This window comes from Paraflavitalea soli (assembly GCF_003555545.1).
Lineage (GTDB): Bacteria > Bacteroidota > Bacteroidia > Chitinophagales > Chitinophagaceae > Paraflavitalea > Paraflavitalea soli.
Genome location: NZ_CP032157.1, coordinates 4,055,110 through 4,081,295 on the forward strand (window position 1 = coordinate 4,055,110; position 26,186 = coordinate 4,081,295).

Annotated in this window: 16 protein-coding genes; 7 read left to right on the top strand and 9 right to left on the bottom strand. The window is 45.8% G+C overall.

All coding sequences use genetic code 11. The features are described from left to right. Nucleotides 1-174 precede the first annotated feature (174 nt). The 5 genes from D3H65_RS15010 to D3H65_RS15030 all read right to left on the bottom strand — a co-directional run bounded on the left by D3H65_RS15010 (nt 175) and on the right by D3H65_RS15030 (nt 9,932). Complete coding sequence (locus D3H65_RS15010; RefSeq protein WP_119051093.1) at nt 175-1,599, bottom strand: RagB/SusD family nutrient uptake outer membrane protein; 1,425 nt, start codon at nt 1,597-1,599, stop codon at nt 175-177. 50 nt (nt 1,600-1,649) lie between these two features. Beyond that, nucleotides 1,650-5,090 (bottom strand): SusC/RagA family TonB-linked outer membrane protein, encoded by a 3,441-nt coding sequence (locus D3H65_RS15015; RefSeq protein ID WP_119051094.1) that lies wholly within the window; start codon nt 5,088-5,090, stop codon nt 1,650-1,652. Between the two features lie 537 nt (nt 5,091-5,627). After that, nucleotides 5,628-6,896: a FecR family protein gene (locus D3H65_RS15020; RefSeq protein ID WP_119051095.1), complete on the bottom strand. Its 1,269-nt coding sequence runs from the start codon at nt 6,894-6,896 to the stop codon at nt 5,628-5,630. A 491-nt stretch (nt 6,897-7,387) separates the two neighbouring features. After that, the gene (locus D3H65_RS15025; RefSeq protein WP_119051096.1) at nt 7,388-9,268 is read right to left on the bottom strand and encodes an Nramp family divalent metal transporter; all 1,881 of its coding nucleotides are present in this window, start codon (nt 9,266-9,268) and stop codon (nt 7,388-7,390) included. After that, entirely contained in the window at nt 9,258-9,932 is a 675-nt protein-coding gene (locus tag D3H65_RS15030; protein ID WP_317127759.1) for a metal-dependent transcriptional regulator, read from the bottom strand. Before D3H65_RS15030 ends, D3H65_RS15025 begins: the two co-directional genes overlap by 11 nt. 122 nt (nt 9,933-10,054) lie before the next feature. Between D3H65_RS15030 and D3H65_RS15035 the strand changes: the two genes are divergently transcribed. The 5 genes from D3H65_RS15035 (at nt 10,055) to D3H65_RS15055 (ending at nt 20,539) form a co-directional block, all read left to right on the top strand. Further along, nucleotides 10,055-10,990, top strand: a complete 936-nt coding sequence (locus tag D3H65_RS15035) for a hypothetical protein (protein ID WP_162915644.1) — start codon at nt 10,055-10,057, stop codon at nt 10,988-10,990. Nucleotides 10,991-11,233: 243 nt separating this feature from the next. Next, the gene (glgP, locus tag D3H65_RS15040; RefSeq protein WP_119051098.1) at nt 11,234-12,886 is read left to right on the top strand and encodes an alpha-glucan family phosphorylase; all 1,653 of its coding nucleotides are present in this window, start codon (nt 11,234-11,236) and stop codon (nt 12,884-12,886) included. A gap of 159 nt (nt 12,887-13,045) precedes the next feature. Then, on the top strand, nt 13,046-14,857 hold the full coding sequence (locus tag D3H65_RS15045) for a DUF4139 domain-containing protein (protein ID WP_119051099.1): 1,812 nt from the start codon (nt 13,046-13,048) through the stop codon (nt 14,855-14,857). A gap of 319 nt (nt 14,858-15,176) precedes the next feature. Further along, entirely contained in the window at nt 15,177-17,105 is a 1,929-nt protein-coding gene (locus D3H65_RS15050) for an SPFH domain-containing protein (protein WP_119051100.1), read from the top strand. A gap of 188 nt (nt 17,106-17,293) precedes the next feature. Next, entirely contained in the window at nt 17,294-20,539 is a 3,246-nt protein-coding gene (locus tag D3H65_RS15055; protein ID WP_119051101.1) for a reprolysin-like metallopeptidase, read from the top strand. Nucleotides 20,540-20,664: 125 nt separating this feature from the next. On the opposite strand, the gene D3H65_RS15060 is transcribed toward D3H65_RS15055, so the two are convergent. From D3H65_RS15060 to D3H65_RS15070, 3 genes are all read right to left on the bottom strand, one after another. After that, complete coding sequence (locus D3H65_RS15060; RefSeq protein WP_119051102.1) at nt 20,665-21,444, bottom strand: FKBP-type peptidyl-prolyl cis-trans isomerase; 780 nt, start codon at nt 21,442-21,444, stop codon at nt 20,665-20,667. 101 nt (nt 21,445-21,545) lie between these two features. Further along, nucleotides 21,546-22,481, bottom strand: a complete 936-nt coding sequence (locus tag D3H65_RS15065; protein ID WP_119051103.1) for a thioredoxin family protein — start codon at nt 22,479-22,481, stop codon at nt 21,546-21,548. Nucleotides 22,482-22,651: 170 nt separating this feature from the next. Continuing rightward, nucleotides 22,652-22,972, bottom strand: coding sequence for a hypothetical protein (locus D3H65_RS15070; RefSeq protein ID WP_162915645.1), 321 nt, complete (start codon nt 22,970-22,972; stop codon nt 22,652-22,654). Nucleotides 22,973-23,056: 84 nt separating this feature from the next. Between D3H65_RS15070 and D3H65_RS15075 the strand changes: the two genes are divergently transcribed. Together D3H65_RS15075 and D3H65_RS15080 are read left to right on the top strand one after the other, a co-directional pair. Further along, a complete protein-coding gene (locus D3H65_RS15075; RefSeq protein WP_119051105.1) occupies nt 23,057-23,494 on the top strand; it encodes an acyl-CoA thioesterase in 438 nt (145 codons plus the stop codon). A gap of 148 nt (nt 23,495-23,642) precedes the next feature. Beyond that, nucleotides 23,643-24,365 carry a DUF4197 domain-containing protein gene (locus D3H65_RS15080; RefSeq protein ID WP_119051106.1) on the top strand — a complete coding sequence of 241 codons (723 nt, stop codon included), beginning with the start codon at nt 23,643-23,645 and terminating at the stop codon, nt 24,363-24,365. 199 nt (nt 24,366-24,564) lie between these two features. Here the strand turns inward: D3H65_RS15080 and D3H65_RS15085 are convergent, their stop codons facing one another. Continuing rightward, complete coding sequence (locus D3H65_RS15085) at nt 24,565-26,097, bottom strand: M28 family peptidase (RefSeq protein WP_119051107.1); 1,533 nt, start codon at nt 26,095-26,097, stop codon at nt 24,565-24,567. Between the last annotated feature and the right edge of the window lie 89 nt (nt 26,098-26,186).

Below are 26,186 nucleotides of genomic sequence, written 5' to 3' on the forward strand. Positions count from 1 at the left end.
ACTTGCGTTCGTCTTCCCGCAACTCACCTAACACTTTTACAATGCCGTTTCCTTTAACGTTTCTCACCACGACTACTTAACCGCAGCAACTTAGAGACAGTTTGCAACCAGCGCCTGCACACCAATTACGATAATCAAAAAGCTAAATCGAAGATTCATCATTGTTCGTGACATCTAATAGCCGGGATTTTGGTTCAGGCCCATTAAATTTACATCCTGACCGGGAATAGGAGCAATCGCTTTTTCGCTAGGATAAGGTAGAGTTTTTTGGAAGCCATCAACTACATCTGTTCGCTGCACTGCCAGCTTCCATCTTTGCAGGTCCCACATTCTGAATCCTTCAAAGCAAAACTCTTTTCTTCTTTCTTTACAAATGGAATCGAGTAAAGCTGGTCCGCCAACTACTATATCAGCAATCGTAGGATCCGCTCTTTTACGGATTGCGTTTAAATATAATCTGGCATTGGTTTCGTCGTTTGTTTTCGCACTTGCTTCTGCAGCAGTAAGGAACATTTCTGAAGAGCGTACCACAGGAACATAGTAATCTATTGATGGGTCATAAGCAAGTCCTCCAGCGACTCCTGCAGGAAACTTAGTCACCATCCAATTCCCCCCAGATTGAGTCACCCAACTTCTCCTAGGATCCTTTGTATTTTCCATTAATATAGTTGCAATATCGGCGGTAGCCCTAAAGTAATCTATAACAAAGTAAATACCGATAAAATCACTGGATGCGTAATCATTGGTAATAGGTGTAATCTGGAATAAAACTTCTGTTTGTTCTGGCTGCTGTTTATACTTAAACATGTCCACTGGATAACCTGCGTTAATACTCATCAAAGGATGCTGACTAATCAATTCAATAGAAAGGCTTTTTGCCTTAACAAAGTCTTCTTTGTAGAGATAAATACGTGCCAATAAAGCCTTAGCAGCCGGGGCATTCATATAACGGGTGTCGGAAACCTTAATAGGCATTAATGGGATGGCCGCTTCAAGGTCTGTGATCATGTTTTGGTATACTTCCGCAACAGTTTGTCTGCTATAGGCTTTTGTAATATCAGAGGTGGTGATATATGGGATGCCGGAATGAGAGGCATCAGCTGTAAAAGAATAGTTCTGTGCAAATATATTTACTAGCCTAAGATGTATCATTGCCCGGATTGCGAGGGCCTGCCCCTTAATACTATTGCCTTTATCTGGATTCTCTGATGTATATTTTCCAACATTTTCAATTACAAAGTTGCATGCCCTTATTATGTTATAGTAGTTCATCCAGGAAAGGTTCATGGAAGTAAAGTTGGCAGCTTGAATTGCGTCTTTGACTTGAGACCAATTATTGTGCATAGCCAAAGGCGTACTTATGCTAGATACTTTAAGCTCATCTGCAATTAATCCCGGATATGCTTCTTCAGAACCTTGTTCATATTTGGCACTTAACATTAGATAAACACCATTCATAAATTCCTGCAGACTATTTAGGTCTTTAACATAGGCTTGCCTATTGATGTTGCTATTGTCCGTTACTTCAAGGAAGCTTTTCTTGCAGGCACCAATGGTTATAGCAATTAGCAGGAATAGAAGATATTTTGACTGTTTCATGATTTAAGTTTGGCTGTATCATTTCGACAAGCTCGATATGACTAAAAGAATTAAAAACTTACATTAAGACCAATGGAATACGACTTCGCTTGGGGATAAAGAATACTCCCCAATCCTGATGGACCGACATTCTCCGGATCCTGACCGGAATATTTTGTCCAAGTTGCTAAATTGTGCCCTTGCACAAATATTCTTACATTTGATAGCCTAATGCGCTCCAACCATTGTCTGGGCAAATTATAACTCAGCCCAATATTTGCGAGGCGTACAAAATCACCATCCAACAGATAGCGGGTGGATGCTTCAGTTCCTCGATCTATAATAGTTCCCGATCCGGTAAGGGCCTGACCATTTAAGAGTCGGCGTGGAACACTGGCAATATCCCCCGGTTTTTGCCAGCGATTCAAAGCACTTTTTGTTTGATTGAAATAGGGGTCTTTCCCATCGTTCTGTAGCTTCGGCTCCACATAAACATCGGAACCGTATTGATAATAAACTAAAATGGACAACGATATACCTTTATAGGCGAACAGGTTATTAATACTTCCAAATCCATCGGGCTGGGCTTTACCGACTATTGAAGGCTTAGCAGCAGATAAATTTTCAGTCGACTTACCCATAGAATCTATCCACATTGGTCGTCCATTAGAGGGGTTTACGCCTGCCCATTCCCTTAGGTAAAATGAATTGTACTCATATCCTACTTCATTCACCAAGTTTGTTCCGCTGATTGCGGCCCTTGGTAAAAGGGCCTTAGTCAATTTATTTTGATTGCTGCTCCAATTGGCAGAAATGTTCCAGCGAAAGTTTTTTTGCTGCATAATGTTCGCTGAAAGAGACAATTCTAGTCCGCTATTTTTTACATCTCCTATATTGCCTGTTAGCTGATAATAGCCTATTGCTAATGGAGCATTAATGTTATAAGCTATCAGATTTTTTGTTTTCCTGGTATAAATATCAGCAGTGATGTTCAATCTATCTTTTAATACCCTCAGTTCAAGGCCTGCATCCCAAGTAAAGGTTTGTTCCCATTGAATGCTTGGATTTCCCGGATTACCCTCCGCCGGGAAAACAGCAGTCCCATTCATGAAATTCACCAATGTTAGTCGGTCAAATCGTAACTGATCTGTAATAGCAGAAGAATTACCAGCAGGTCCCATACTACCACGTAATTTGAGGTAATTTAACCATCCATTTATTGATTTCATAAAAGGTTCAGCACTTACTACCCAACCTGCTCCGACAGACCAGTAAGTTCCAAATCGATTATTTTTTCCAAATCGGGAAGAACCATCTGACCGAAGGCTACTGGAGAGGTAATATTTTTCACGAAACCCATAATTGATCTGGCCAAAATAGGATACCAAATTTTGTTTTGAGATATTGCCTTCAGCAAAGGTAGCATTGCCCCCAGTCAATTCAGTTAGATTGGGGTTACCAGATAAATCAGTTTTTGATATAAAAGAGAATTTGGTATTCTGAATCCGAACCTCTTGCCCCCCCAGGACATTTAGGCTATGGGAGTTATTCCATTGTTTGTTAAACTGAACTAGGTTGGTATTGATGATTCCAATTGTCCTGAAAGATTGTTCTTGAATAAATCCTTTTGAACTACTTAGAAGAGGATGATTTTTCTCTTTAGCCTCATTGAGCATATAATCCACTCCGACAGAAGAGTTGAAGGTAATATTACGGGATAGTTTAATTTCGGCAGTTAACCTGCTAAGTCCTCTATAGGCGGTACTGTTATTTATATCAAGTTCAGATTGAGCAATGGGGTTTGCAGCTAATATACGAGCGGGGCGTCCAAGGCCCCACGGATATTGATAAATGTAGTCGCCATTAATATTTTTAATAGGATTTAATGGAGAAATAGCAGCTGTAGTGAGAAAACTATTAAAGCCCGAATTTGAATATTCTTGTATATTATAGGATAAGGCCGTATTAAATCCGAGCTTAAACCAGGATGTGGGACGATGTTCATAATTAAAGCGAATCGATTTGCGATCATATCCAGTATTCTTTACTACTCCATTTTGCTTTGTATATTCAAGGTTCAGATAGAAATTAGATTTATCATTGCCACCTGACATGGATATCTCATTGCTCATCGTCAGAGCAGATTTCTTCAACAAGGCTCCTGTCCAGTCTGACTGGGGGTAAAAACTTGTATCGCCTGGTGCCTTTATTATCACTGGAAATTTCTTTCGTAGGTCAGCTAAGATGGCTGCATCAGTAATGGCAGGATTAGTATTTTTATAGGCTTCAAATAATAACTCCAGGTATTGTTGTTGGTTCAGCATTTCAATCTTTCCTTCCAATGCAAAAGATATATCTGTCTGATGACGGAAGTTAAAAACTGTTTTGCCAGCTTTACCTCTTTTAGTAGTTACTAATATAACGCCATTACTAGCCTGCGAACCATATAGCGCAACAGCAGCAGCATCTTTCAGGATGGAGATGGTTTCGATGTCCGAAGGATTAAGCTGGGCCAAAGGATTTGTAATTCTGTTTGTATAGTTAGCAGGGGCACTTGCCGGCTCCTGTTGTACCGGCACGCCATCCACAATGATGAGCGGGTTCCGGAACGTTTCGCCATTCGTAGGCTGCCCACCGGTGGCAATGCCACGCAGCATGAAATTGCTGGTGGGGCCGCCGGGCTGGCCGTTTCCGCTCGTGACGAGCAGGCCGGGCACCAGGCCCTGCAGGCTCTTGTCGAAGCTACGGTTGGGGAGGGTGGCGATTTGTTCGCCCTTGACTACGGTCACGGCGCCGGTGTTGGAACGGGAAGATATTTTGTTGTAGGCTACCACGACTTCCTCTTCTTCCTTTACTGCAATGGGCAGCCGGATCTCCATATTCAAAGCCTTGACTTTTACTTGCTGGGTCACATGCCCTACAGAGCTAATTACGAGCACTGCGTCGTCTTCAATCTCGGAGAGGTTAAAATAACCATCCCAGTCAGTAGTAGTAGTCATATCACTACGGCGCACCGTGATAGTAGCGCCAGGCAGTGGATCACCTTTTTCATTCATCACCCTGCCACGCATGGTAATCTTTTTGGGATCAGTAACTATATTATGCACCACAGGAACAGCTGTTGGCTTGTCGCCCCTGGGCTTAACGATCACTATTTTCTCTACAATAGTATAGGTAAGCGGTTGGTCCTTGAAACAGAGGCCCAATACATTGTCCAGGGAAGAGTTGGCTACATTGATGGTTACTTTGGAAGCCTTTTGCAACTCACTCTCGGTATAGACGAAGCTATAACCTGTTTGCTTACGTATTTCCCGGAATACTTTGTCGAGGGTGGCATCACGAAAAGAGAGGGTGATATCCTGGGGAGGGAGCTCTCCTGCCCTTGCCTGAACGTTAAAAATGAGGAGCAATGCTAAAGTGGCCAGTGTGAAATACTGCCAGTGCTTACGCAGATAGCAGGTGATGCGACTGGCTTGCAGTCGGTGGTGGTCGGTTGTTGTAGAGAGTTGCATTTTCAAAATAATTTGTTCAGAATGATGGAGATGATAGGAACAGTTTAATGGTGCATTTTAATATGGTATGCATTCCCTTCATCGGATAGGTCATTTGAACAATCGTACTAAAGCTTAATGTTATTTGATCCCTGGTTTTTTCATAGCAATAGATTCCCTGTTGCTGTTTTGAACAGTCAATACTGTAAAGGATACAGAATCAATAAATGTGTTGCTTAATGTTGAGAATCAACTGTGGCTTGCATCCTGTCTACTGCGCTATCTCCACAGATCATGGATAAGTTCTACAGTTTCAGGTTTTCAGGATAGGAGGCATAAAAGAGAAACGGCCGCCTCTACCCCATTACGGGAATAGTGCCGCCGTTCAATAGTTGTTTTTACTGGCCATACCGTACGCTGTGCGTTCAGTATTGGGTAACCTTTTGCTGCCATAATCAATGAATGCCTTAAATTCATATACGTTTGCTTAACCCGCCTAACGGCGAAGGTTTTTAATAACAGGAAAGGTTAATGGTTGTATGTATATGATACAATAACTTACGATGCTCTTTTAACTGTGATCTTCCGGCCTTCGATCTCAAACCTCACTTTATCCGTCAGCTCCAATACTTTCAAGATCTGACTCACTGGTACATTGCGCGGCACACCCATCACATTGAACTTATCGGTAGGCCTGGCTCCCTCATACACCACTTCCACATCATAGTTCCTGGCCACTTCGCGCATAATGTTTTCTATCGGCGAACTGCTGTATACAAAAACTTCGTTTTTCCAGGCAACTGCTTCTTCTGTGTCAGTCTCGGTTACTTTCACCTGATCTGTCTTTAAGCTAAGTGTAGCCTGTTGACCGGGGGAAAGAAGTTGAGAGCGTTGGGCTGCAAGCCCACCACCTGAAACGGGAACAGGGGTTACTCTTACACTTCCTTCCAGCAGGGTCGTTCTTATAGCTGATTCGTCGTTATAACTCATTACATTGAAGTGGGTACCCAATACATCTACCTGCATCCCGTTCACTTTAACTATAAAGGGCCTTCTTTTGGCGGCAGCACCTGGCTTTTTCGGCAATTGGCTCTTAGCTACTTCAAAATACGCTTCACCGGTTAGCTCTACCACACGATCCTCTCCGGGGAATGTAGTTGGATATTTTAAAGAGGATACAGCGTTCAACCACACGATGCTATTATCTGCCAATACTATTTTATACCGTCCGCCTTTATTCGTTTGAATAGTATTATAAAGAACAGCTAAATTCTGATTGCTTTCTGTTGACTGGGTTGATCCACGATACTCAATGGTTCCATCCTCCTGCTTCACCACCTGCATGGCTCCCTGATCTGCTACTTGTCCGTTATTCACCGCATCCAGGTTAATTTGCTTCCCATCAGCCAATACCAAGGTTGCGTTTGTTCCAACAGGTGCCGGTATATCATTCTTGAACCTGCCATTACCTGTTTGTACCAGTTGACCGGCAGGCTTATTGCCTGTATTAAAATACCAAACTCCCAATCCGATCAACAACAATATTCCAGCAACACCTGCATAACGCATCCAACTGATCTGCTTCACTGGTGCATCCTGCAGTTCGGGCGCCAGGGTTAATATCTTTGCCCAGGTTGCTTTCTTGTCTTCACTGTGTGTGGAGAGGTCTTCACTCATCCGGTACTCGTCGCACAATTCATCAAACAATTCCTGGTTCTCTGCTGAATCGTTGATCCAACTATCCAGTGCCTGCTTTTCTTCCGCACTGGCTTTTCCTTCCAGGTGCTTTATAATCAGGGACGATATTGGATGCAATGGTTTCCGCATGCTGTTGTTTAAGGGGTTAAATAAACTGCGATGATAAACATATTTTCAGAACTGTTGATATAACCCAGTGTGCTTTTGTATAGATATAGAACGGACGAATTGTATTTTGTCCCGGGTGTTTTTGAATTTTCTTGAAGAAAAAGAGAAAGGTTATGCAGAAATCTTTTACATATGAATTTAGTGTTACGTTTCAATTAAGGAACTGTAAACATCTTTAGAAAAATCACTATGCGCCGACAGCAAAAAACGCAGCCAATAATTATTAATGAGCAGGAATAGGTTGGAATCTTATCTATGGGATGAATGGATCGCGTGAAGATGACACGATGAAAGTGTAGTATAATAAAATAATGAAATGCCTGGACAGGCTTCTTAGATCAGGGTGAGCCGCCCCTCAAGGGCGACCCACCCTTTAGGCGGCTTCGACAGGCTCAGCCTGACATGGGTCTTCGACAAGTCTGACAATAGGTACAAACTAACAACAAGTATTATTAAAAATTTACTACCAATACAGGTATGGAGAGTTCGTGTCTTACGGAGTTGATGGTTTCGCCATAGAGCCAATCTTTCACGCCGGTGTGACGATGGGCGCCGATCACCAGCATATCGGCCTGGTTTTCTTTTACCAGCCGCACAATCTCTTTGGCACGATGGCGGAAGCCAAGGTGACCTGTAGCAACAAAACCACGTTCGCTCAACTGCTCGATGTAGAACTGTAAGCGCTCCTCATCGGCCCGGGTTTCAAAATCATCGCTCTCCTTCCCCAATATCCTGGCAGTAGGACTTTCTACAATATGAATAAGGACGTATTCAGAATCCTGCCTCCCCTGCCCTATTGCATGCGCCAGGATAGCAGAATCATGCTCTCCAAACTCCAGGGCTACTGCAATCTTTTTATAGGTGGGTACAATAAGGGGTTTAAGTCCACCCACATCGGGGTGCATTTGTATGGATGCAATCTTCGCCTTTCTATTTAATAAGGGATAGAAAATGGTATACACCAGCAACAGCAGGAAGAGTATGCCTCCGGTAATGATCACCACTTTCCAGAAAAGATTGCCGGGATGCTCAAATACTTTACCGGCCTCGTTGATCACCATGCGGATATTGAGGTACACCAATACGGTGGCGATGAGCCAGGCAGCGACCTGCACAATGGGCTTTATGGCAAATGCACCCATGGTCTTTTTATCGCTCACAAAGTGAATAAGGGGAATCACGGCAAACCCCAATTGCATGCTCAGGATCACCTGGCTCAGGATGAGCAGGTAATCGACTTCTTTCTCTCCAAAAATATAAATAACAACGATGGCAGGCACAATGGCCAGCAGCCGGGTGAGCAACCTGCGGATCCACGGATTTATGCGCAAACGGAGATAGCCTTCCATTACGATTTGCCCGGCCAGGGTACCTGTTACGGTAGAACTTTGTCCGGCAGCAATTAAGGCGATGGCAAATAATATGGGAGCAACTTTTGATCCCAGTACGCCGGATAAGAGTTGATGGGCATCTTTGATCTGATCGACCATAATGCCATTCTTAAAGAAGGCGGTGGCTGCCAGTACCAGGATGGCTGCATTGACCAGGAAGGCAATGTTGAGGGCAATGGCAGAATCGACAAAACTCCATTTCAGGGCCTGCTTAATGCCTTTATTGGTCCGGTCGATCTTGCGGGTCTGTACAAGGGCAGAATGGAGGTAAAGATTATGGGGCATGACGGTAGCGCCAATAATACCGATGGCTATATACAAGGCCTCCTCATTAGGAAAAGTGGGCACAAAACCAGCGGCGACTTCCGTCAGGTTGGGTTTTACCAATAATATCTCTACAAAAAAGGATAGTCCGACCACAGCCACGAGGCCGATGATAAACACTTCCATTTTGCGCATGCCCAGCTTTTGGAGGTACAATAGCAGGAGGGTATCCAATACGGTAATACCTACGCCCCAAATGATGGGGATGCCAGTGAGCAAGTGGATACCGATGGCCATACCCAGCACTTCGGCCAGGTCGGTGGCGGCAATGGCCACTTCGGCCAATATGTAAAGGAAGAAATTAATGGTCTTAGGATAGGTTTCGCGGTTGGCCTGTGCCAGATCACGCCCCCGAACAATACCCAGCCGTGCAGACAGGCTTTGGAGCAATAAGGCCATGATATTACTCATCAGCAATACCCAGACGAGTGCATAACCAAACTTGCTACCGCCGGCCAGGTCGGTAGCCCAGTTGCCGGGATCCATGTATCCTACGCTTACGAGATAGGCGGGTCCGAAAAAAGCTAGCACTCTTTTCCAGCCGATCGCTTTGTTGTTGACATCTATAGATCCATGTACCTCGCTGAGGGACTGCTCGTTTTTTAGTCTATTCATCATACTTTACAAACACATTTTTGGCCACATGCTCGCTTATAGTAACGATCAATTGGTTCTTACATTTTAATTCCAGTGAGTTGTCAAAAGCAAATTTCTTTTTCACTTCGACCCTGGTGCCCAGGGCGATGCCTTTATGGCCCAGTAATTCCAACATTTCGGGGCTTTGATCCCCAATGCTGCTTACTTCCGCTACTTTGTTGAGAGGTAGGTTGAGGAGATCTACCTGCCTGGGTAGGGTAAATTTGCCGTTGCTATCGGGAATGGGATCTCCATGGGGATCGGACTTGGGGAAACCCAGGTATTCATCGAGGCGGTCGATCAGCTTTTTGCTGCTGATATGTTCCAGTTCTTCGGCAATCTCATGTACTTCATCCCACCCGAAGTTTAATTTCTCCACGAGGAAGAACTCCCACAGGCGGTGTTTGCGGATGATCTGCAGGGCCACTTTACGGCCTTCATTGCTCAGCTTAAATCCCTGGTATTTTTCATACAGCAGGAGCTTCTGGGCCTTGAGCTTTTTCAGCATATCGGTCACTGAAGCAGGCCTGGTTTGCAATTCATTGGCGACATCGTTGGTAGTTACAATACCGTCGGCCTTCTGGAGATGGAAGATGGCCTTGAGGTAGTTTTCTGTACTACTGGAATATTTGACAACTATACTCATTTAACAGCACCTAAATTTAATTTTAGACAAATCTAAAATTAAATCGTGAAACTAAAAATACAATATTTGGCATGAGTGAGGGGGATGTGTTACTTTTAACCGTGAATGATTTAACCCGGTATATGAAGCAATATCTGTTCTTGCTGTCCATTCTCTTATTGATCGTAGCCTGTAAAGGAAAGAAAACATCCCTGCAGGATAATGAACCCGTGACGGTTGAGGAGTTTATCGAATTTTTCCCCGAAACACCGCTGCCTATCCGCATAGCAGACACGACATTGGTCAAAAAGTCGACGGATTCGCTTCAAATCGGCTATAAGATATTTACACAATTCATCCCTGACAGTCTTATTCAAAAGGATTTTGGCAAGGGGGCAACGCCCAAGATATTCCCGCTGGGAAGAACCCGGGAAGAGGGTAAAGAGACGTATTTGCTTATCAAAGCCACCACGGGTGCTAAACGGGTTGCCTATCTGGCCTGTTTCAGTAAAAAGAATGAGTTCCTGCAAATGCTGCCGCTTGTAAAAACTGGAACTGACCAATATTCATCGGCCTACGGGGTATTGGACAAAAAGTTCCAGATCACCACTTATTACGAGAAGAAACGGGCCAACAATGAAACCTCTTTTAAGCGTAATGTGTACATTTTCAACAGCGGCGCCAATGAATTCACGCTGATCCTGACAGAACCCAATGAGGAGATCATTGAAAATGTCATCAACCCTATTGATACCTTCCCGACGAAAAACAAGTATTCAGGTGACTATGTGAAGGACAAAAAGAACTTTATTTCGGTGCGTGACGGCCGGCGGGCCACTGAGCCTGTCGTATTTGTTCACTTTGAAAAAAGCGATTGCCGCGGTGAGTTGAAGGGTACAGCCCGTTTTGTATCGGCCACCATGGCTGTTTTCCAGGAAAGTGGCAATCCCTGCTCACTGGAGTTTACCTTCAGCAATAACCGTGTGGTGATGAAAGAAACAGGTGGCTGTGGTACTTATCGTGATATCAAATGCTTCTTTGAAGGCACTTATCCGAAAAAGAAAGCGAAGAAGAAGTAAGAATACAGCATTTAGAAGCCAGAATACAGAATAAACAGCCGAGAGACCCGATAAGCGCTGATAGTAGGTTTGCAAACAATAAGCTTCTTCCTATTGCGTTGGTACACAATTAAACTACTGCCTGTAAAAAACTACACATTTAGTTTTTTACCATTATATTGCACCGCTTTTGTGTCTAAAGTACACAATTCAAACAGCGGGATCATATACCAACTCAATTCATGAATAATTGTATTATAGCATATGAGTTTTATCAATTTTAAAGTACCGTACCAGGCAGATGAACGATTTGCCAAGCGGGTGGCCTATTTTTCCATGGAGTTTGCGATCCACCAGCCGTTGAAGATATACAGTGGAGGCTTGGGTTTCCTGTCGGGATCTCACCTGCGGAGTGCCTACGAACTGAAGCAAAATCTTGTTGGGGTAGGCATTTTGTGGAAATACGGTTATTATGACCAGGCGCGCAACCAGGATCAGACGTTGCAGGTAACCTGGATGGAGAAAAATTACAGTTTCCTGGAAGATACAGGCATTAAATTCCAGATCATTATACATGATCACCCGGTATGGGTGAAAGCCTTTTACCTGAACCCGGAAACCTTCAAAACAGCGCCGTTGTTCCTGCTGAGCACGGATCTGCCGGAGAATGATTATGTATCACAAACGATCACTCACCGCCTTTATGACGCCAATGTGGCTACCAAGGTAGCGCAGTTCATCCTGCTGGGTGTTGGCGGGGCGAAGTTGATCGACGAGCTCGGTTTTAATCCGGACCGCTACCACCTGAATGAAGCACATGGGGTTTCCTCTGTGTTCTACCTGTATAAGAAGTTTGGGAATGTGGAAGACGTTAAAAAAAGGCTTGTTTTTACTACGCATACACCGGAAGAAGCTGGCAATGAGAAGCACGATATTAACCTCTGCCATAAAATGAGCTACTTCTGTGGCCTGGGGCTGGATGAGGTACGCAAACTGACGGGATTGCAGGACGATCAGTTCAATCACTCGCTGGTAGCGCTGCGTTTTGCGCACCTGGCCAATGGGGTATCGGCCTTACATGGAGATGTATCGCGGCAAATGTGGAGTAAATACCCCGGCATCTGCCCTATTATTTCAATCACGAATGCACAGAACTGGACTTACTGGTCGGACAAGCAATTGTACCGTGCTTCGGATGAAAGTAATGACAGCTGGTGGGACGACCGTAAAAAATACCTGAAGAAGCGGGCTTTTGAAATTGTGGCGGATCAAACGGGAAAAGTATTTGATCCCAATGTATTGACGATTGTATGGGCACGCCGGTTTGCCGGTTATAAAAGGGCTGAATTCCTTACACGCGATAAAGCCCGTTTTGAGAAGTTGTTGTCCAATACAAAATATCCGGTGCAGATCATTTGGGCAGGTAAGCCCTACCCTATGGATTACCCGGCTATCAATGAATTTAATAACCTGGTACACCTGAGCAAGAATTATAAGAATGTAGCTGTTTTGATCGGCTATGAGCTCACGCTCTCCAAACGTCTTAAACAAGCTTCTGATATATGGCTTAATAATCCACGTGTACCGCGTGAAGCATCGGGTACCAGTGGTATGACGGCTGCCATGAATGGTGGCGTAAACTTCTCTACGGATGATGGATGGATCCCTGAGTTCATTGATCATGGTCACAACGGATTTGTAGTTCCTAAAGCTGATTATGCACGGATGAATGTGCAGGAGCAGGATGACTATGATTATAACAAATTGTATGATATATTAGAGAAAGAGGTATTGCCGCTGTATTATGACAATTATGATACCTGGCGCCAGGTGGCTAAAAATGGTATGCGTGATGTACGCTTCCGTTTTGAAGCAGGCCGGATGGCGACGGAATATTATGAATTGCTGTATAAGTAAGTTGGGAAGACCGGAAGTCGGAAAGTCCGGAAGTAAGAAAAGAGAGTAGTAACCTCGAAAAAAATCTAAAGCCTGGAGTAAAACATACTCCGGGTTTTTTCTTTTGTGTAAAGCTGTGAGGAACTGCATCAGGAATAAGACATACCTAAACATCTTATTATGAAGCATATTTCCTTTGTAGTGATACTCCTATTGGGTACATGGATACAAACGCAGGCAGGCAACGAGAAAAACATTGTGACAGCAGCCTTGAAATCGGCCACGGTGTACCGTAGTGGCGCTGAACTGACGCATACAGCCAGGGTAACGCTGGAGTCAGGAAACAATGAACTGGTAATCGATGGGGTAAGTAACCGCATCAATATGAACAGTCTGCAAATTGGCAATGATGGCAATGTTACGATCCTTTCCTCTAGTTTTTCTACGGATTTCCTGAAGCCGGTACAGCAAACAATAGCATTAAAAAGATTGGAAGATTCGGTAGAGTCTATTAATAAAGAATTGGCTGTTATTGGGGTAGCTATTAAGACGGACCAGGAATTACTGGAATTGCTAAAATCTAATAAGACGATCGGGGGCACGCAAACGGGGGTAAGTGTGGCGGAGTTAACAAAAATGGTAGATTATTACCGGATGAAAACGCTGGAACTGCAAAAAGAGATCAGCCAGTACCGGGCGAAAGAAACGAGGTTGCTGGACATTTTTGCCAAGTTGAATGCACAGATCAAAGAAGAAGAACAGAAGAATGCAAAGACGGTAGGAAAACTGTTGCTGCAGGTATATTGCCCGGTGGGCGGCAGTTTTAACTTTACGGTCTCTTATATCACACCGCTCGCATCCTGGTATCCAAACTATGATCTGAAAGTAGAGAATATCAATAAGCCGGTGAAACTTTCCTACAAAGCGAAGCTCACACAAACGACGGGCATTGACTGGCAGCATGTAAAGCTCACACTGGCTACTTCGATACCCAACCAGGATAATAATGCACCTGTGCTGAAAAGCTGGTTCCTGGCTTATCAAAATACAAATGATGCGTTTGGCATGGCATTGGCCGGTAAGGCGGCGGGAGTATCCATCAGAGGCGCCTCCACCCTGAATGATGTAGTAGTGGTGGGCTATGGATCACGCTCCAAAGGAGAAATATCGGATGAACAGGAACAGCAGGAGCCCTTGTATGTATTGAATGGCAATATGATCAGCAAAAAAGAATTCAACAAGATCGATGCCAAAGCCATTAAAGATATGAAAGTGCTGAAGAACAGTGAGGCTACTTCCATATATGGCTCCCGTGCTTCGGGAGGAGCTGTTGTTATTACGCTCAAAGATGAACTGGGCGATTATGTATCGGTAAAGGACAATGAAATGAATGTGACATTTGACATTGAGCTACCTTATGATGTACCTACGAATGGCAAAGAACAACAGGTAACACTGAAAGACTTTACGGTAGCTGCTCAATTCAAATATTATACAGCGCCAAGGGTAGATAAGGATGCTTACCTACTGGCAGATATTGCGGACTGGGAAAGTCTGAACCTGTTACCGGGAGAAGCGAATATTATTTTTGAAGGCACCTATATCGGTAAGACCTGGATTGATCCTAACTCTACACAGGATACGCTTAACTTCACCTTGGGCAGGGACAAACGGGTGGTAGTCACCAGGGAAAAGCTGAAAGACCTCAGTAGTGTGAAGTTCCTGGGCAGCAACAAGAAGCAGGTTTTTACCTACGAGATCACGGTGAAGAATAATAAGAAAGAAAAGGTACAAATGCTATTGAAGGACCAATATCCTCTATCCACCAACAAGGATATTGAAGTAGAATTGATCGAAGTCAGCGGAGCCAACAACAACGCTGAACTGGGGTTTCTGCATTGGCTTACAGAATTGGCCCCGGGAGAATCGAAAAAGTTCCGGGTAAGTTACAGCGTAAAGTATCCTAAGGATAAGGTGGTGAATGTGAATTGAGTGGCGGATATTGGATTAATATGAAATAGTATTGGCCTATGACGAGGCCAATACTATTTTTTTGTGCCGGCTATGGAATTCAGAAATCATTCTCTACCTTTGATCAACCAATTTTCCAATATGGAAAAAGATCACTGCAACAATCACTACCTTTCTCTCTACGAGACTATCCGGTTTACGATCCACAACACTTCGCCTCCCGGTTCCCGTTAAAATCATCATTATGATTCTTTATTACTATAGCCCTGGTTGTTACATTTCAGTAGCATCCACGACTCATTATATACCTACTATGGATTCTTAATCATCATTAAATAATATGGAAACCCCAACACTTATCAAATGGGCACTGCTCATTGGTATACCCCTTATTTGCCTTGTATTGTACAAGTTTGTACTTCGTTTTTTCTTCGGTTTAGTTATTGTTCCTGAGGACCGTATCGGCCTGGTGACCAAAAAGTTTGTGCTCTTTGGGAAGCAGGAATTGCCGGAAGGCCGTATCATCGCCACAGAGGGCGAGGCGGGCTTCCAGGCGCAGACGCTGCCTCCGGGTGTTTACTTCTGGATGTGGATCTGGCAGTATGAAATTACTTTCCAGCCATTTACGGTGGTTCCTACGGGAAAGATCGGGCTGGTGCTGGCCCGGGATGGCGTTGAGCTGGAAAGTGGGCGTGTACTTGCCCGTAAAGTAGATTGTGACACTTTCCAGGATGCCAAGAGCTTCCTGCTCAATGGAGGGCGTAAAGGCCGGCAAACGGCGATGATACCGCCTGGTTCCTATCGTATTAATACGTTCCTGTTTGAGATCGAGGTTTATGATATGACAACAATCCCGGACAATGCGGTGGGTATTGTAACGACACTGGAAGGTAAATCACTGGAAGAAGGCCAGATAGCGGGTAAAGTGATCGGCGTACACAACAAGTTCCAGGATGTAGACACTTTCCTGGAGAATGGCGGCTACAAAGGCTTACAGGAACAGGTGATCCTCGCGGGCTCTTACTTTCTGAACCCCTGGTTTGCTAAAGTGGAAATGGTAAAAATGACGGAAATACCGATCGGATTTGTAGGTGTTGTCATCTCTTATGTAGGCGCGGATGGTGTGGACCTGAGTGGTGCTGAATTCAAGCATGGTAATATTGTATCGAAGCAACAGAAGGGTGTGTGGGCGGAACCGCTCGGGCCGGGTAAATACCCCATCAACTCACACATTATGAAGGTGGAACTGGTTCCTACCACCAACCTGGTATTGAACTGGGCAAGCGCCCGCAGTGAGGCACACCAGCTGGATAAAAACCTTTCTACGATCACGGTGCGCAGTAAGGACGGTTTTACCTTCAACCTCGACGTGGCACAGATCATCCATATACCTACGAACGAAGCTCCGAAGGTAATCGCCCGGTTCGGTAATATGAGCAACCTGGTAACGCAGGTACTGGAGCCTACGATCGGTAACTATTTCCGTAACTCGGCACAGGGTGCTGAGGTGATCGACTTCCTAACGAGCCGTAAGGAAAGGCAGGAATCGGCCAGGGAACACATCGGTCACGTGCTGGACCAATACAACGTGTTTGGTGTGGATACTTTGATCGGTGATATTGTACCTCCAGATTCGTTGATGAAAACGTTGACGGACCGTAAGATAGCGCAGGAGCAGAAGATAACGTATGACACGCAGAAGATGGCGCAGGAAACGAGGCAGGCACTGGAAAAAGAAACGGCTATCGCTGAGATACAAAAGGATATCGTGAAAGCTGACCAGGGTGTATTGATCGCGGAACGGGTGGCGGATGCATCGGTGAAAAAAGCAACGGGTGATGCGAACAGTGTGCGGATACAGGCTACTGCGGAATCGGAAAGGCTGAAGTTACTGGCAGGCGGCGAGGCCGAAAAAACAAGGCTGCTGGCGAAGGCTGATGCAGAAAAGATCGAATGGCTGGCTAAGGCGGAAGCAGAAAAAATATCTCTTACAGGTAATGCAGAAGCGGAGAAGATATTGGCGATCGGTAAGTCATCGGCCGAATCTTACAAGCTGGCAGTAGAAGGTATGGGAGGCGATAATTTTACGCAACTGAAGGTGATGGAAGCGATAGGGGCTCAACATATTAAGATCATGCCAGACGTACTGATCGGTGGTGGCGGTGATGGAAATGGCTCTATCAGTGGGTTATTAGGACTGCAATTACTGGAGCAATTGCGCAGAAAAGCAGATAGCAATAACAACACGGCCAACGGTCATACTAATTAAGAAGTAAGCGTCAGAAAACACTGACAGTCAAATTTAATAGCTGCGAGCTACAAGCTGTGAGGGACGAACTTTGTGTTCATCATTCACCACTTGTGACTCGCAGTTGCATTTAATATATATACCCAAACGCCTTAGCGCAAACGATTATTTTTTATCTTAATTTAGGAAGAACCAAAAATCTACGTCTCATGAGAAAGATCACACTACTCTTTGCATTAGTGTTGGTCGGATATGGCGCCCTGTCGCAACAAAGCGATTTCTGGACGCCTGTGAATGAATCCACCATCACTAAAAACCTATTCACTGTCCACGTTAAGCCTACTGTTTACAAACTCTACCGGCTGGATGAATTATCGATAGCGCGCACTTTGCGCAACTCCCCTTCTGAGAAAAAAGTATCGGCCGCACAATCTTCCTTTGTTATTTCGGTGCCGGTGGCCAATGGCCAGCTGGAACGTTTCAGTGTTGTAGCAGCTCCTGTAATGGATGCAGCACTGGCAGCCCGCTACCCGGAAATACAATCGTATGCAGGGCAAGGGCTTGATAATCCTACGTCTACGATTCGTTTTGATGTGTCGCCCAGGGGATTTCATGGTATGATCTTATCGTCCAACCGGCCAACGATCTATATTGACCCGGTAGACCGGGGTGCTCAATATTATGTGGTGTTCTCGCGCCAGGAAGTGGTAGATTACCGTAATGTGTTTCAATGCTTCACGCAGGAAAACAACAAGCTGCAGCAACCATCGGTAAGTATTCCCGGAGAAGCTTTGCGGGGCGCCGATGATGGCAGGCTACGCACTTACCGGCTGGCATTGGCTGCTACGGGAGAATATTCCACCTACTTCCTGAATGGGACAGAAACCACGGATGCGCAACGTAAAGCCAAGGTGCTGGCCGCTATGAACACGCTGATGACCAGGACGAATGGTATTTATGAGCGTGACTTCGGCATTCGCATGAACCTGATCGCCAACAACGATGCCATTATTTACCTTACGGCTTCTACTGATCCCTGGACCAATGAATACAATACCAAAACACAGCAAACGATCGATGCTGTGATCGGCAGCGCTAATTATGATATCGGACACCTGGTACACAGGGGTTCGAATAATGGTAATGCGGGCTGCATTGGCTGTGTTTGTGTGGCTGGATCCAAAGGCAGTGGCTTTACTTCGCATACCACGCCTGAAGGAGATCCCTTTGTAGTGGATTATACGACGCATGAAATGGGACACCAGTTTGGAGCCAATCATACCTTCTCTTTCCAGACCGAAGGAACGGGCGCCAATATGGAACCGGGCAGCGGCAGCACGATCATGGGTTACGCCGGCATTACAGGCAGCACCACGGATGTACAGCCGCATAGTGATGATTATTTTCATGCCAAGAGTGTGGAGCAGGTAACTGATTATATTAAGGGCACTACCGGAGGTGGCTGTGCGGTAGTAACCATTACAGGCAACTCGACTCCTACTGCCAACGCGGGCGCCAATTTTACGATCCCCAAATCCACCCCTTTTGTACTTACCGGTACGGGCAGTGATGCGAATGCAGCGGATGTATTGACCTACACCTGGGAGCAATATGACAATTATGCTTCGGGCTCTTCTACTGTTCCTTCGGCTACGGCCACATCGGGGCCACAGTTCCGCAGTGTGACTTATTCCACTTCGCCATCGCGTAGTTTTCCCAACCTGGCTTCGGTATTGGGAGGAACGAATACGAATAAATGGGAAGTATTGCCTTCTGTAGCACGTACGCTCAATTTCAGGTTTACAGTAAGGGATAACCATATTGGTGGTGGCAACAATAACAGTGACGATATGCAGGTGATTGTTTCTGCCGCTGCCGGTCCTTTTGCGGTCACGGCCCCCAACACGGCAGTAACCTGGGCGCCGGGATCCTCTCAGGCGATTACCTGGAGTGTAAACAGCACGAATGCAGCGCCTGTAAACTGCGCCAATGTGAAGATCAGCTTATCGACAGATGGAGGTAATACTTTCCCCATTGTATTATTGGCCAGCACGGCCAATGACGGTACAGAAACGATCACGGTACCTAATAATGTAACTACACAGGCAAGGGTAAAAATAGAAGGGGTTGGCAATATCTTCTATGATATTTCGAATACCAATTTTACCATCAGTGGTACTCCGCCAACGTGTACTGCACCAGCGGGCCTGGCCTCTTCAGGGATCACCACCAGTGGCGCTACTGTAAGCTGGACAGCGGTGAGCGGCGCCAACAGTTATGATGTGGATTATAAGACAACAGCCTCTTCTACCTGGGTAAATGCAGCTACAGGTACCACCAGTGTTTCTGTGAACCTGAGTGGTTTAGCAGCTTCGACGACTTACGACTGGAGGGTACGTGCCAATTGTGCATCGGGCAGCAGTACGTATACGGCGGCTCAATTCACCACTACGGGTACGATCACTTGTACAAATGCGTATGAGGCGAATGAAACGCTGGCAACAGCGGCAGCGGTGACTACGAATACGGCGCTTTCTGCCGCCATTGGCAGTGCTACGGATAAGGACTGGTACTCCTTTACGCTGAGTGCAACCAGCAACCTGAACATTTCTTTGACGAACCTGGCAGGTGATTATGATATCATCCTCTATAATTCAGCCGGTACAGAACTGGCCCGGTCTGAAAATGGTGGTACTACCAGCGAAACGATCACGCGCAGCAGTTCGGCTGCAGGCACGTATTATATTCAGGTATTTGGTTATAACGGCGCTTTCAGCACAACGGTTTGTTATGGCCTGAATATCGGGGCTACCACGGTTACGGGTTGTGCCAGCACTTATGACAATAGCAGCAATGGTACATTTGCCGGTGCTCCACAGGTTCCGTTGAATACGAATATTACGGGATTGATCAGCCCGAGCGCGGATGATGATTACTACAAGTTTGTGATCACTACAGGTGGTACCATCACGATTACTTTAAGTACGCTGCCTGCGGATTATGATATCCGGCTGTTTAACAGTGCTCAAACACAGGTCGGTATTTCACAGGCCGGAGGCACCAGCAGTGAGACGATCAATTACACTGCTGCTGCGGGTACTTATTATATACGGGTATACGGTTACAGTGGGGCCAATAATGCTACGAGCTGCTATACGCTGCGGGTGGCTACGGGAACGGCTTCCAGAGAAGGAGCGCCAACCTATACAGGTACTCTTAAAGTGAATGTATTCCCCAACCCAGCCATTAGTACGCTGAATGTGAATATAGCAGGCACCAGCGCCAGGTCTGTTATTAAGGTGGTAGATGTGAATGGCAGGTTATTGATCACCAAACCAGTGGCAGCAGGCAATACGTTGTTGGACGTTAAGTCTTTTGCGAGTGGGGTGTATATGCTTGTGGTGACGGATGAACAAGGTAAAGGTCTTTACCAATATAAGTTCATTAAAGAGTAGGAGAACGAAGAATACAGAATTCAGAATTTAGAATACAGAAGCGTTGATAAAAGCAAAAAGCCCGAATGAGTGACATTCGGGCCTTTTGCTTTTAATTTATAAGATCGATCTGAAATTCCTGCTCTCTATTGCTGACCGCCGGGTTGTTGTGTTCCGCCTTCGGGCTTTATGATCTCCAGGAGTTCCACTTCAAAAATAAGGGTAGACCCACCGGCTATGGGGCCATTGTCGCCATCGCCATAACCCAGTTCGGAAGGAATAAATAATTTATACTTGCTGCCTACTGACATCAGCTGGAGGGCTTCTGTCCATCCTCTGATCACCTGACCAACGCCGAAAGTAGCTGGCTGGCCATTGGTACGGGAGCTTTCAAACTCTTTTCCATCTATGAATGAGCCTACATAATGGCATTTTACCTGGTCATTGGGGGTAGGCTTGGGGCCTGTACCTTCCTGGATCACCTGGTATTGGAGACCGCTGGGCAGGGTTACTACACCGGGTTTGGTTTTATTTTGCGCGAGGAATGCCTGTCCTGCTTTTTTAGCACCAGAGGCTTTCTGGCTGCGGGCTGCCTGCATGTGGTTCATAATGCAGGCATTGGCCTGTTGTTCGTCCAGGGCAGGTTTACCGTTCTTGGCATCGGTGAGGGCTTTGAGCACCAATTGGTTATTGATGCCAGTCACTCCCTGTTGCTTATAGAAATTGGCGATACTTAAGCCAATTGCATAACTGAAGGAATCCACAGAGTTCTTCATAGGCACTGAGGTACCGGCGGTTTTGGCGCCTGCAGCCGGCTTGGCGGTGGCTGATTTAGGGGCTGGCTTACCGGCAGCGGGCTTTGTAGTTTGCCCGATAGCGGCAGCGGCGGCAAAAGTGGTCAATATAAACAAGCTTGTTCTTTTCATTCCATTGTTTTTAAGGGCTCAAATGTAGGAAAACCTATGATTTATACCAATTGCAACAGCGATTATACTGTCTCCGTTTTCCGTAAGCAAGGAATAACGAGTTATTGCCTGTTGAGTTGTTCAAGCATGGCTATGGCCTGCTGGTTGCCGGGCTGTAACTGCAATACTTTCTGACAGCATTCTTTCGCTGCATTGGTATTGCCCTTCTTCTGATAAGCAGCGGCCAGGTAATTGAAAGTAGCCGGTTCAGCAGGATACAATAATGTACTGATGCGCATGGCATCTACTGCTTTATCGGTTTCACCATTCATCAGCAATACTCTTCCAAAGGAAGTGAGCTCACCCCAATAAGATACGATTGGCCGGAGTTGTTCGGCAGCCTGTTCAATGGCAGCTGGTGTTGACATCCATTGGGGTGATTGGAACTGGCTGATCAGGTAGGCTACTCCCGGGTAACGGGGTGCGTAAGCTTTGTTGCCGGTTATGGACAACAGGTCTTTTTCGATGGTGGCAACCGGAGATTCCACGATCCTTCCTACTTCTTTGTTGTTTTCATAAACGAGGAGGTCGGGTACGCGAAAAATATACAGTCCTCTTTCTTCATGGCCAGGGCTTTGTTTGTAGGCAGTATCGTGGTTATTGACATTCACAAGTTGTATCTGTGATGGCTTCACACCGCAATAATCCAACAACTTGTACATGCGGGGCACTTCGCGGCGGCTGTCTCCGCACCAGGTACCCATGAAGATGACAAACTGCTTGTTCTTCAGCAATGGTTTTAGCTGATTGGCAGCATTGGTGTCGATAGTATAATCTGCATAGTTCTTGTTGAACCAGGTGTCAAAAGGAGCCTGAGCAAGCCGTTGACGGGAGCTTTTCCCCAGGAGGTTAATGTTGCCGGCGGCGTCTTTATATTCTATATTGACTGGGGCGGTAACGGGCATCCTATCCTGTGCAGTGGCTACGGTGTGCCGGTGACAGGATGTTATGGCTATGAGTATAGCGGTTATGATCAATGATGTATTGATGAGTTTCATGATGATATTTTTTTGTGTGAATGGTTTTATTGTTCTTTTGCCCCCGCATTGCGGGACAAAAGAATCAAAAAATCAAGGCATCAGAACAACTCTGCTTAATGCATTTGTACTGAGACCGTGCCTTTCGACATGGACTATCGCTTAATTTGCTGTATAGATTATATGGAATTTTAGCATCCCGGAGGATGGAAAACGGAGACGGTATGATCGGCTGGGATCAGTGCCTGGTAAAGGCTTTGGTTGCAATTATTGGATGAAATCACTGTGAGCGGGTGGATGGTTACTTCATGGGCCAGGAAGACTTCTTCTGCTTTTTCTTTGGCCACCATTACTGGAGTACCAGGGTGGTCTTTATCGGAATGGCCGGTGAGTGTTTTTTGGCAATCGCAATTGACAGGTGCGGTTAACCGGCAATGCCAATAGCTCACTACCTTGCCATACTGGAGGGCAACGAAGGCCAACAGGCATATGACGGTGATGAATTTACGCATGGACATGGCACGTATTGCTAATGAAAATTAGCTAATAATTATGGTATAGTATAATTTTATGAATAAGGTTTATAAAAATTATTTATGAGCAATTATGTTAAAACAGTAGAGGTGCGCTGGTCTGATCTTGATCCTAATTTCCACCTGCGTCATTCAGTATACTACGATTACGGGGCTTATTGCCGCATTGCTTTCCTGGAAGCGCATGGGCTAAGTGCTGCTTTTATGGCACAAAACCACCTGGGTCCTATTCTCTTTAGAGAGGAATGTGTGTTTCGCAAAGAAATAAGGTTGGGAGATGTGGTGACGATCGATCTGCATTTGCTGAAGGCAAAAGAAGATCAATCCCGATGGAGTATCCAGCATCATATTTATAAAAATGCCGATGTGCTGGCGGCTGTGATCACTGTGGAAGGGGCCTGGATCAACACGCAATTGCGCAAGTTATCGGCTCCTCCGGAGCAGGTTTTACACGTTTTTAACAATATGCCCCGCGCGGAACAGTTTGACTGGATCAAATAGGCTACGACAACCCTTCGCCAGGCTCAGGGTGACAAACGACAGGCTCCGTGTGACATTGGATTAAATAGGGTTTAATAAGGCATTAAATAATTGAGGGTTAACAACTTTTTATAGAAACCGACGTTACTTTTAACGAAATAATGTCGCTATGAAAAAAGTAATACTCCCCCTATTGTTATTGACCTCGGTAATGTCTTTTGCCCAAAACTCCGGTGGCGGGTTGTTGAAAAAAGCCGGTGGCTTGCTGAATAAAGCCAAAGGCGGTTCACTCAGTAATGATGATATTGTTGCCGGTTTAAAAGAGGCGCTTTCGCTGGGTGCTCAAAACGGCGCCAACAAGTTGTCCTCGGTAGATGGTTTCTTTGCCAATGCGGCTATTAAAGTATTGATGCCTCCTGAAGCGCAAAAAGTAGAGAAGACCTTGCGCAATGCAGGCATGGGTAAGTTGGTAGACGATGCCATCCTATCCATGAACCGGGCAGCTGAAGAAGCCTCGAAGAGTGCAGCTCCCATCTTTGTGGATGCTGTTAAAACGATGAGCTTCCAGGATGCGCTGGGCATTTTAAAAGGCAGTGATACGGCGGCTACGAGCTACCTGAAAGGCAAAACTACCCCGGCTCTCACCAGTGCTTTTCGCCCTGTGATCGAGAGTGCTCTCGAAAAAACGGGAGCGACAAAACATTGGAAAACGGTGATAGATGCCTACAATAAGATACCATTGGTGTCTAAAGTGAATCCTGATCTTTCGGGTTATGTAACGGATAAAGCACTGAGTGGTATGTTTTTCCAGGTAGCCACGGAGGAGCAAAAGATCCGTAAAGACCCGGCGGCCCGTGTAACGGAGACGCTGAAGAAGGTGTTTGGCAGCTAGGAACGAGCATTAAATATATTACCTGAATAAAAACATCCTCCATCACTGGGGGATGTTTTTGTTTTGGGGAAAATACAAATGGTGGGTCGCTTTTCGAAGGCGATCCACCATTTATCGTTAGGGGCGTCCCCTATGGGACCGCAGATATGATATAACTTATTCTCTACAAAGCGGCTGCTCCTATGGAGCAGGAAGAACCCTATCTCGCAGGCAGGTCTAAGGGGATATCCCTTTTGAGCATGTCGTTGCGGTTGGCCATATCCCAGGCAGTAAAGAATACCAGTTTTGCTCTTTTGGCCATCAGCTCATAATTGATCTTATCGGGGGTATCGCCGGGACGGTGGTAGTCGTCGTGGGTACCGTTGAAATAGAAAATGATGGGCACGCCTTTGCGGGCAAAATTGAAATGGTCACTGCGGTAGTAAATACGTTCGGGATCATTGGGCTCATTGAACTTATAATCCAGTTCGAGTTTTGTATACTTTTTGTTCATGGCCTCGCTGATGGGGCGAAGGTCGGAACTGAGTTTGTCATCGCCTACTACGAATACATAGTTGGTAGAATCACCGATCTTGCGTTTGGGATCTATGCGGCCGATCATGTCGATATTGAGATCAACAGTCGTTTTCTCTAATGGATACACGGGGTGATCGCCATAATAAGCAGACCCCCACAATCCCTTTTCTTCACCGGATACGGTCATGAATACGATGGAGCGACGGGGGCCTTTTCCAGCTGCTTTGGCCTTTACAAAAGCCTCCGCGAGTTCGAGGATACTAACGGTTCCGGAACCATCATCATCTGCGCCATAGTTGATAACACCTGCAGCGGTCTTACCAATGTGATCGTAATGGGCTGTGAGGAAAACATATTCATCTTTTTTATCGGTGCCTTCGAGGAAACCGATCACGTTGGTGCTTTGGAGCTCAGTCACCACTTTATTGAAGTCGACTGTTACATTGGCGGCATAAGATTTTGCGGTGGGGTTACCAGCCTTCATAGCATCTTTAGCTGCTGCATAATCAGTACCCATGATGGCTTCTGCCACCTGGTCGGAAACAGCGTAAAGGTTAGGGTAAATGGTCTTGCGGAAACCATTTACATATTGAAAGCCCCTGGTAGAGCCTGTTCTGCGGGGGAATCCGGGTTGCACCTGGAGAACAGCAATCGCCCCATTTTTCAGGGCTGCTTCTATTACAGGGGAAACACCAAAACCACGACGGGTGCCTGGAGCAGGTTGTTGTGTGGCGGGCGGTGTACCAGCCAGCACCAATACAACCTTACCTCTTGCATCAATACCCTTGTAATCATCGCGGGTAGAGTCGCTGATACCATACCCTACAAATACCACTTCGCTGGCCATGAAGGCAGATGAATTGGAACTGCTCAGGTTGGCGGCAAAATCGGTGAAGGGCTGGAACTTCTTTCCATTGATATCAATAGAAGCTTTTACCAGTGAATCCTGAAATACCGGATAGGGTTGCTGGTAGCCACCATTGACACCGGGAGCCAGGCCCAGTTGTTTGAAATAATTCTCAATGTAGGCAGCGGCCTTACGCTGTCCTTCGGTAGCGGTCTCACGGCCTTCCATTTCTGCACCGGCTACAATGTAGAGGTGTTTTTTAAGATCTTCCGCCGTAATGCTGTTGGCGTAAGTAACGGGGTTGGCAGCTTTTTGGGCCATTACGCCCCATGGAGCAGCCAAAGCCATTACCAGGCATAGTCTTCTCATGTAATATGTGTTTTTGTTTTAGGAGCCCAAAAGTAAGGGAAGGCTATAGGATTTTCTTGCCATTGATGGAATAATACAAGCTACGAGCT

Coding starts and splice junctions, on each gene's coding strand:
- D3H65_RS15010 (WP_119051093.1), bottom strand. CDS start 1,599: ATGAAACAGTCAAAATATCTTCTATTCCTGCTAATTGCTATAACCATT.
- D3H65_RS15015 (WP_119051094.1), bottom strand. CDS start 5,090: ATGCAACTCTCTACAACAACCGACCACCACCGACTGCAAGCCAGTCGC.
- D3H65_RS15020 (WP_119051095.1), bottom strand. CDS start 6,896: ATGCGGAAACCATTGCATCCAATATCGTCCCTGATTATAAAGCACCTG.
- D3H65_RS15025 (WP_119051096.1), bottom strand. CDS start 9,268: ATGATGAATAGACTAAAAAACGAGCAGTCCCTCAGCGAGGTACATGGA.
- D3H65_RS15030 (WP_317127759.1), bottom strand. CDS start 9,932: ATGAGTATAGTTGTCAAATATTCCAGTAGTACAGAAAACTACCTCAAG.
- D3H65_RS15035 (WP_162915644.1), top strand. CDS start 10,055: ATGAAGCAATATCTGTTCTTGCTGTCCATTCTCTTATTGATCGTAGCC.
- glgP (WP_119051098.1), top strand. CDS start 11,234: ATGAGTTTTATCAATTTTAAAGTACCGTACCAGGCAGATGAACGATTT.
- D3H65_RS15045 (WP_119051099.1), top strand. CDS start 13,046: ATGAAGCATATTTCCTTTGTAGTGATACTCCTATTGGGTACATGGATA.
- D3H65_RS15050 (WP_119051100.1), top strand. CDS start 15,177: ATGGAAACCCCAACACTTATCAAATGGGCACTGCTCATTGGTATACCC.
- D3H65_RS15055 (WP_119051101.1), top strand. CDS start 17,294: ATGAGAAAGATCACACTACTCTTTGCATTAGTGTTGGTCGGATATGGC.
- D3H65_RS15060 (WP_119051102.1), bottom strand. CDS start 21,444: ATGAAAAGAACAAGCTTGTTTATATTGACCACTTTTGCCGCCGCTGCC.
- D3H65_RS15065 (WP_119051103.1), bottom strand. CDS start 22,481: ATGAAACTCATCAATACATCATTGATCATAACCGCTATACTCATAGCC.
- D3H65_RS15070 (WP_162915645.1), bottom strand. CDS start 22,972: ATGCGTAAATTCATCACCGTCATATGCCTGTTGGCCTTCGTTGCCCTC.
- D3H65_RS15075 (WP_119051105.1), top strand. CDS start 23,057: ATGAGCAATTATGTTAAAACAGTAGAGGTGCGCTGGTCTGATCTTGAT.
- D3H65_RS15080 (WP_119051106.1), top strand. CDS start 23,643: ATGAAAAAAGTAATACTCCCCCTATTGTTATTGACCTCGGTAATGTCT.
- D3H65_RS15085 (WP_119051107.1), bottom strand. CDS start 26,097: ATGAGAAGACTATGCCTGGTAATGGCTTTGGCTGCTCCATGGGGCGTA.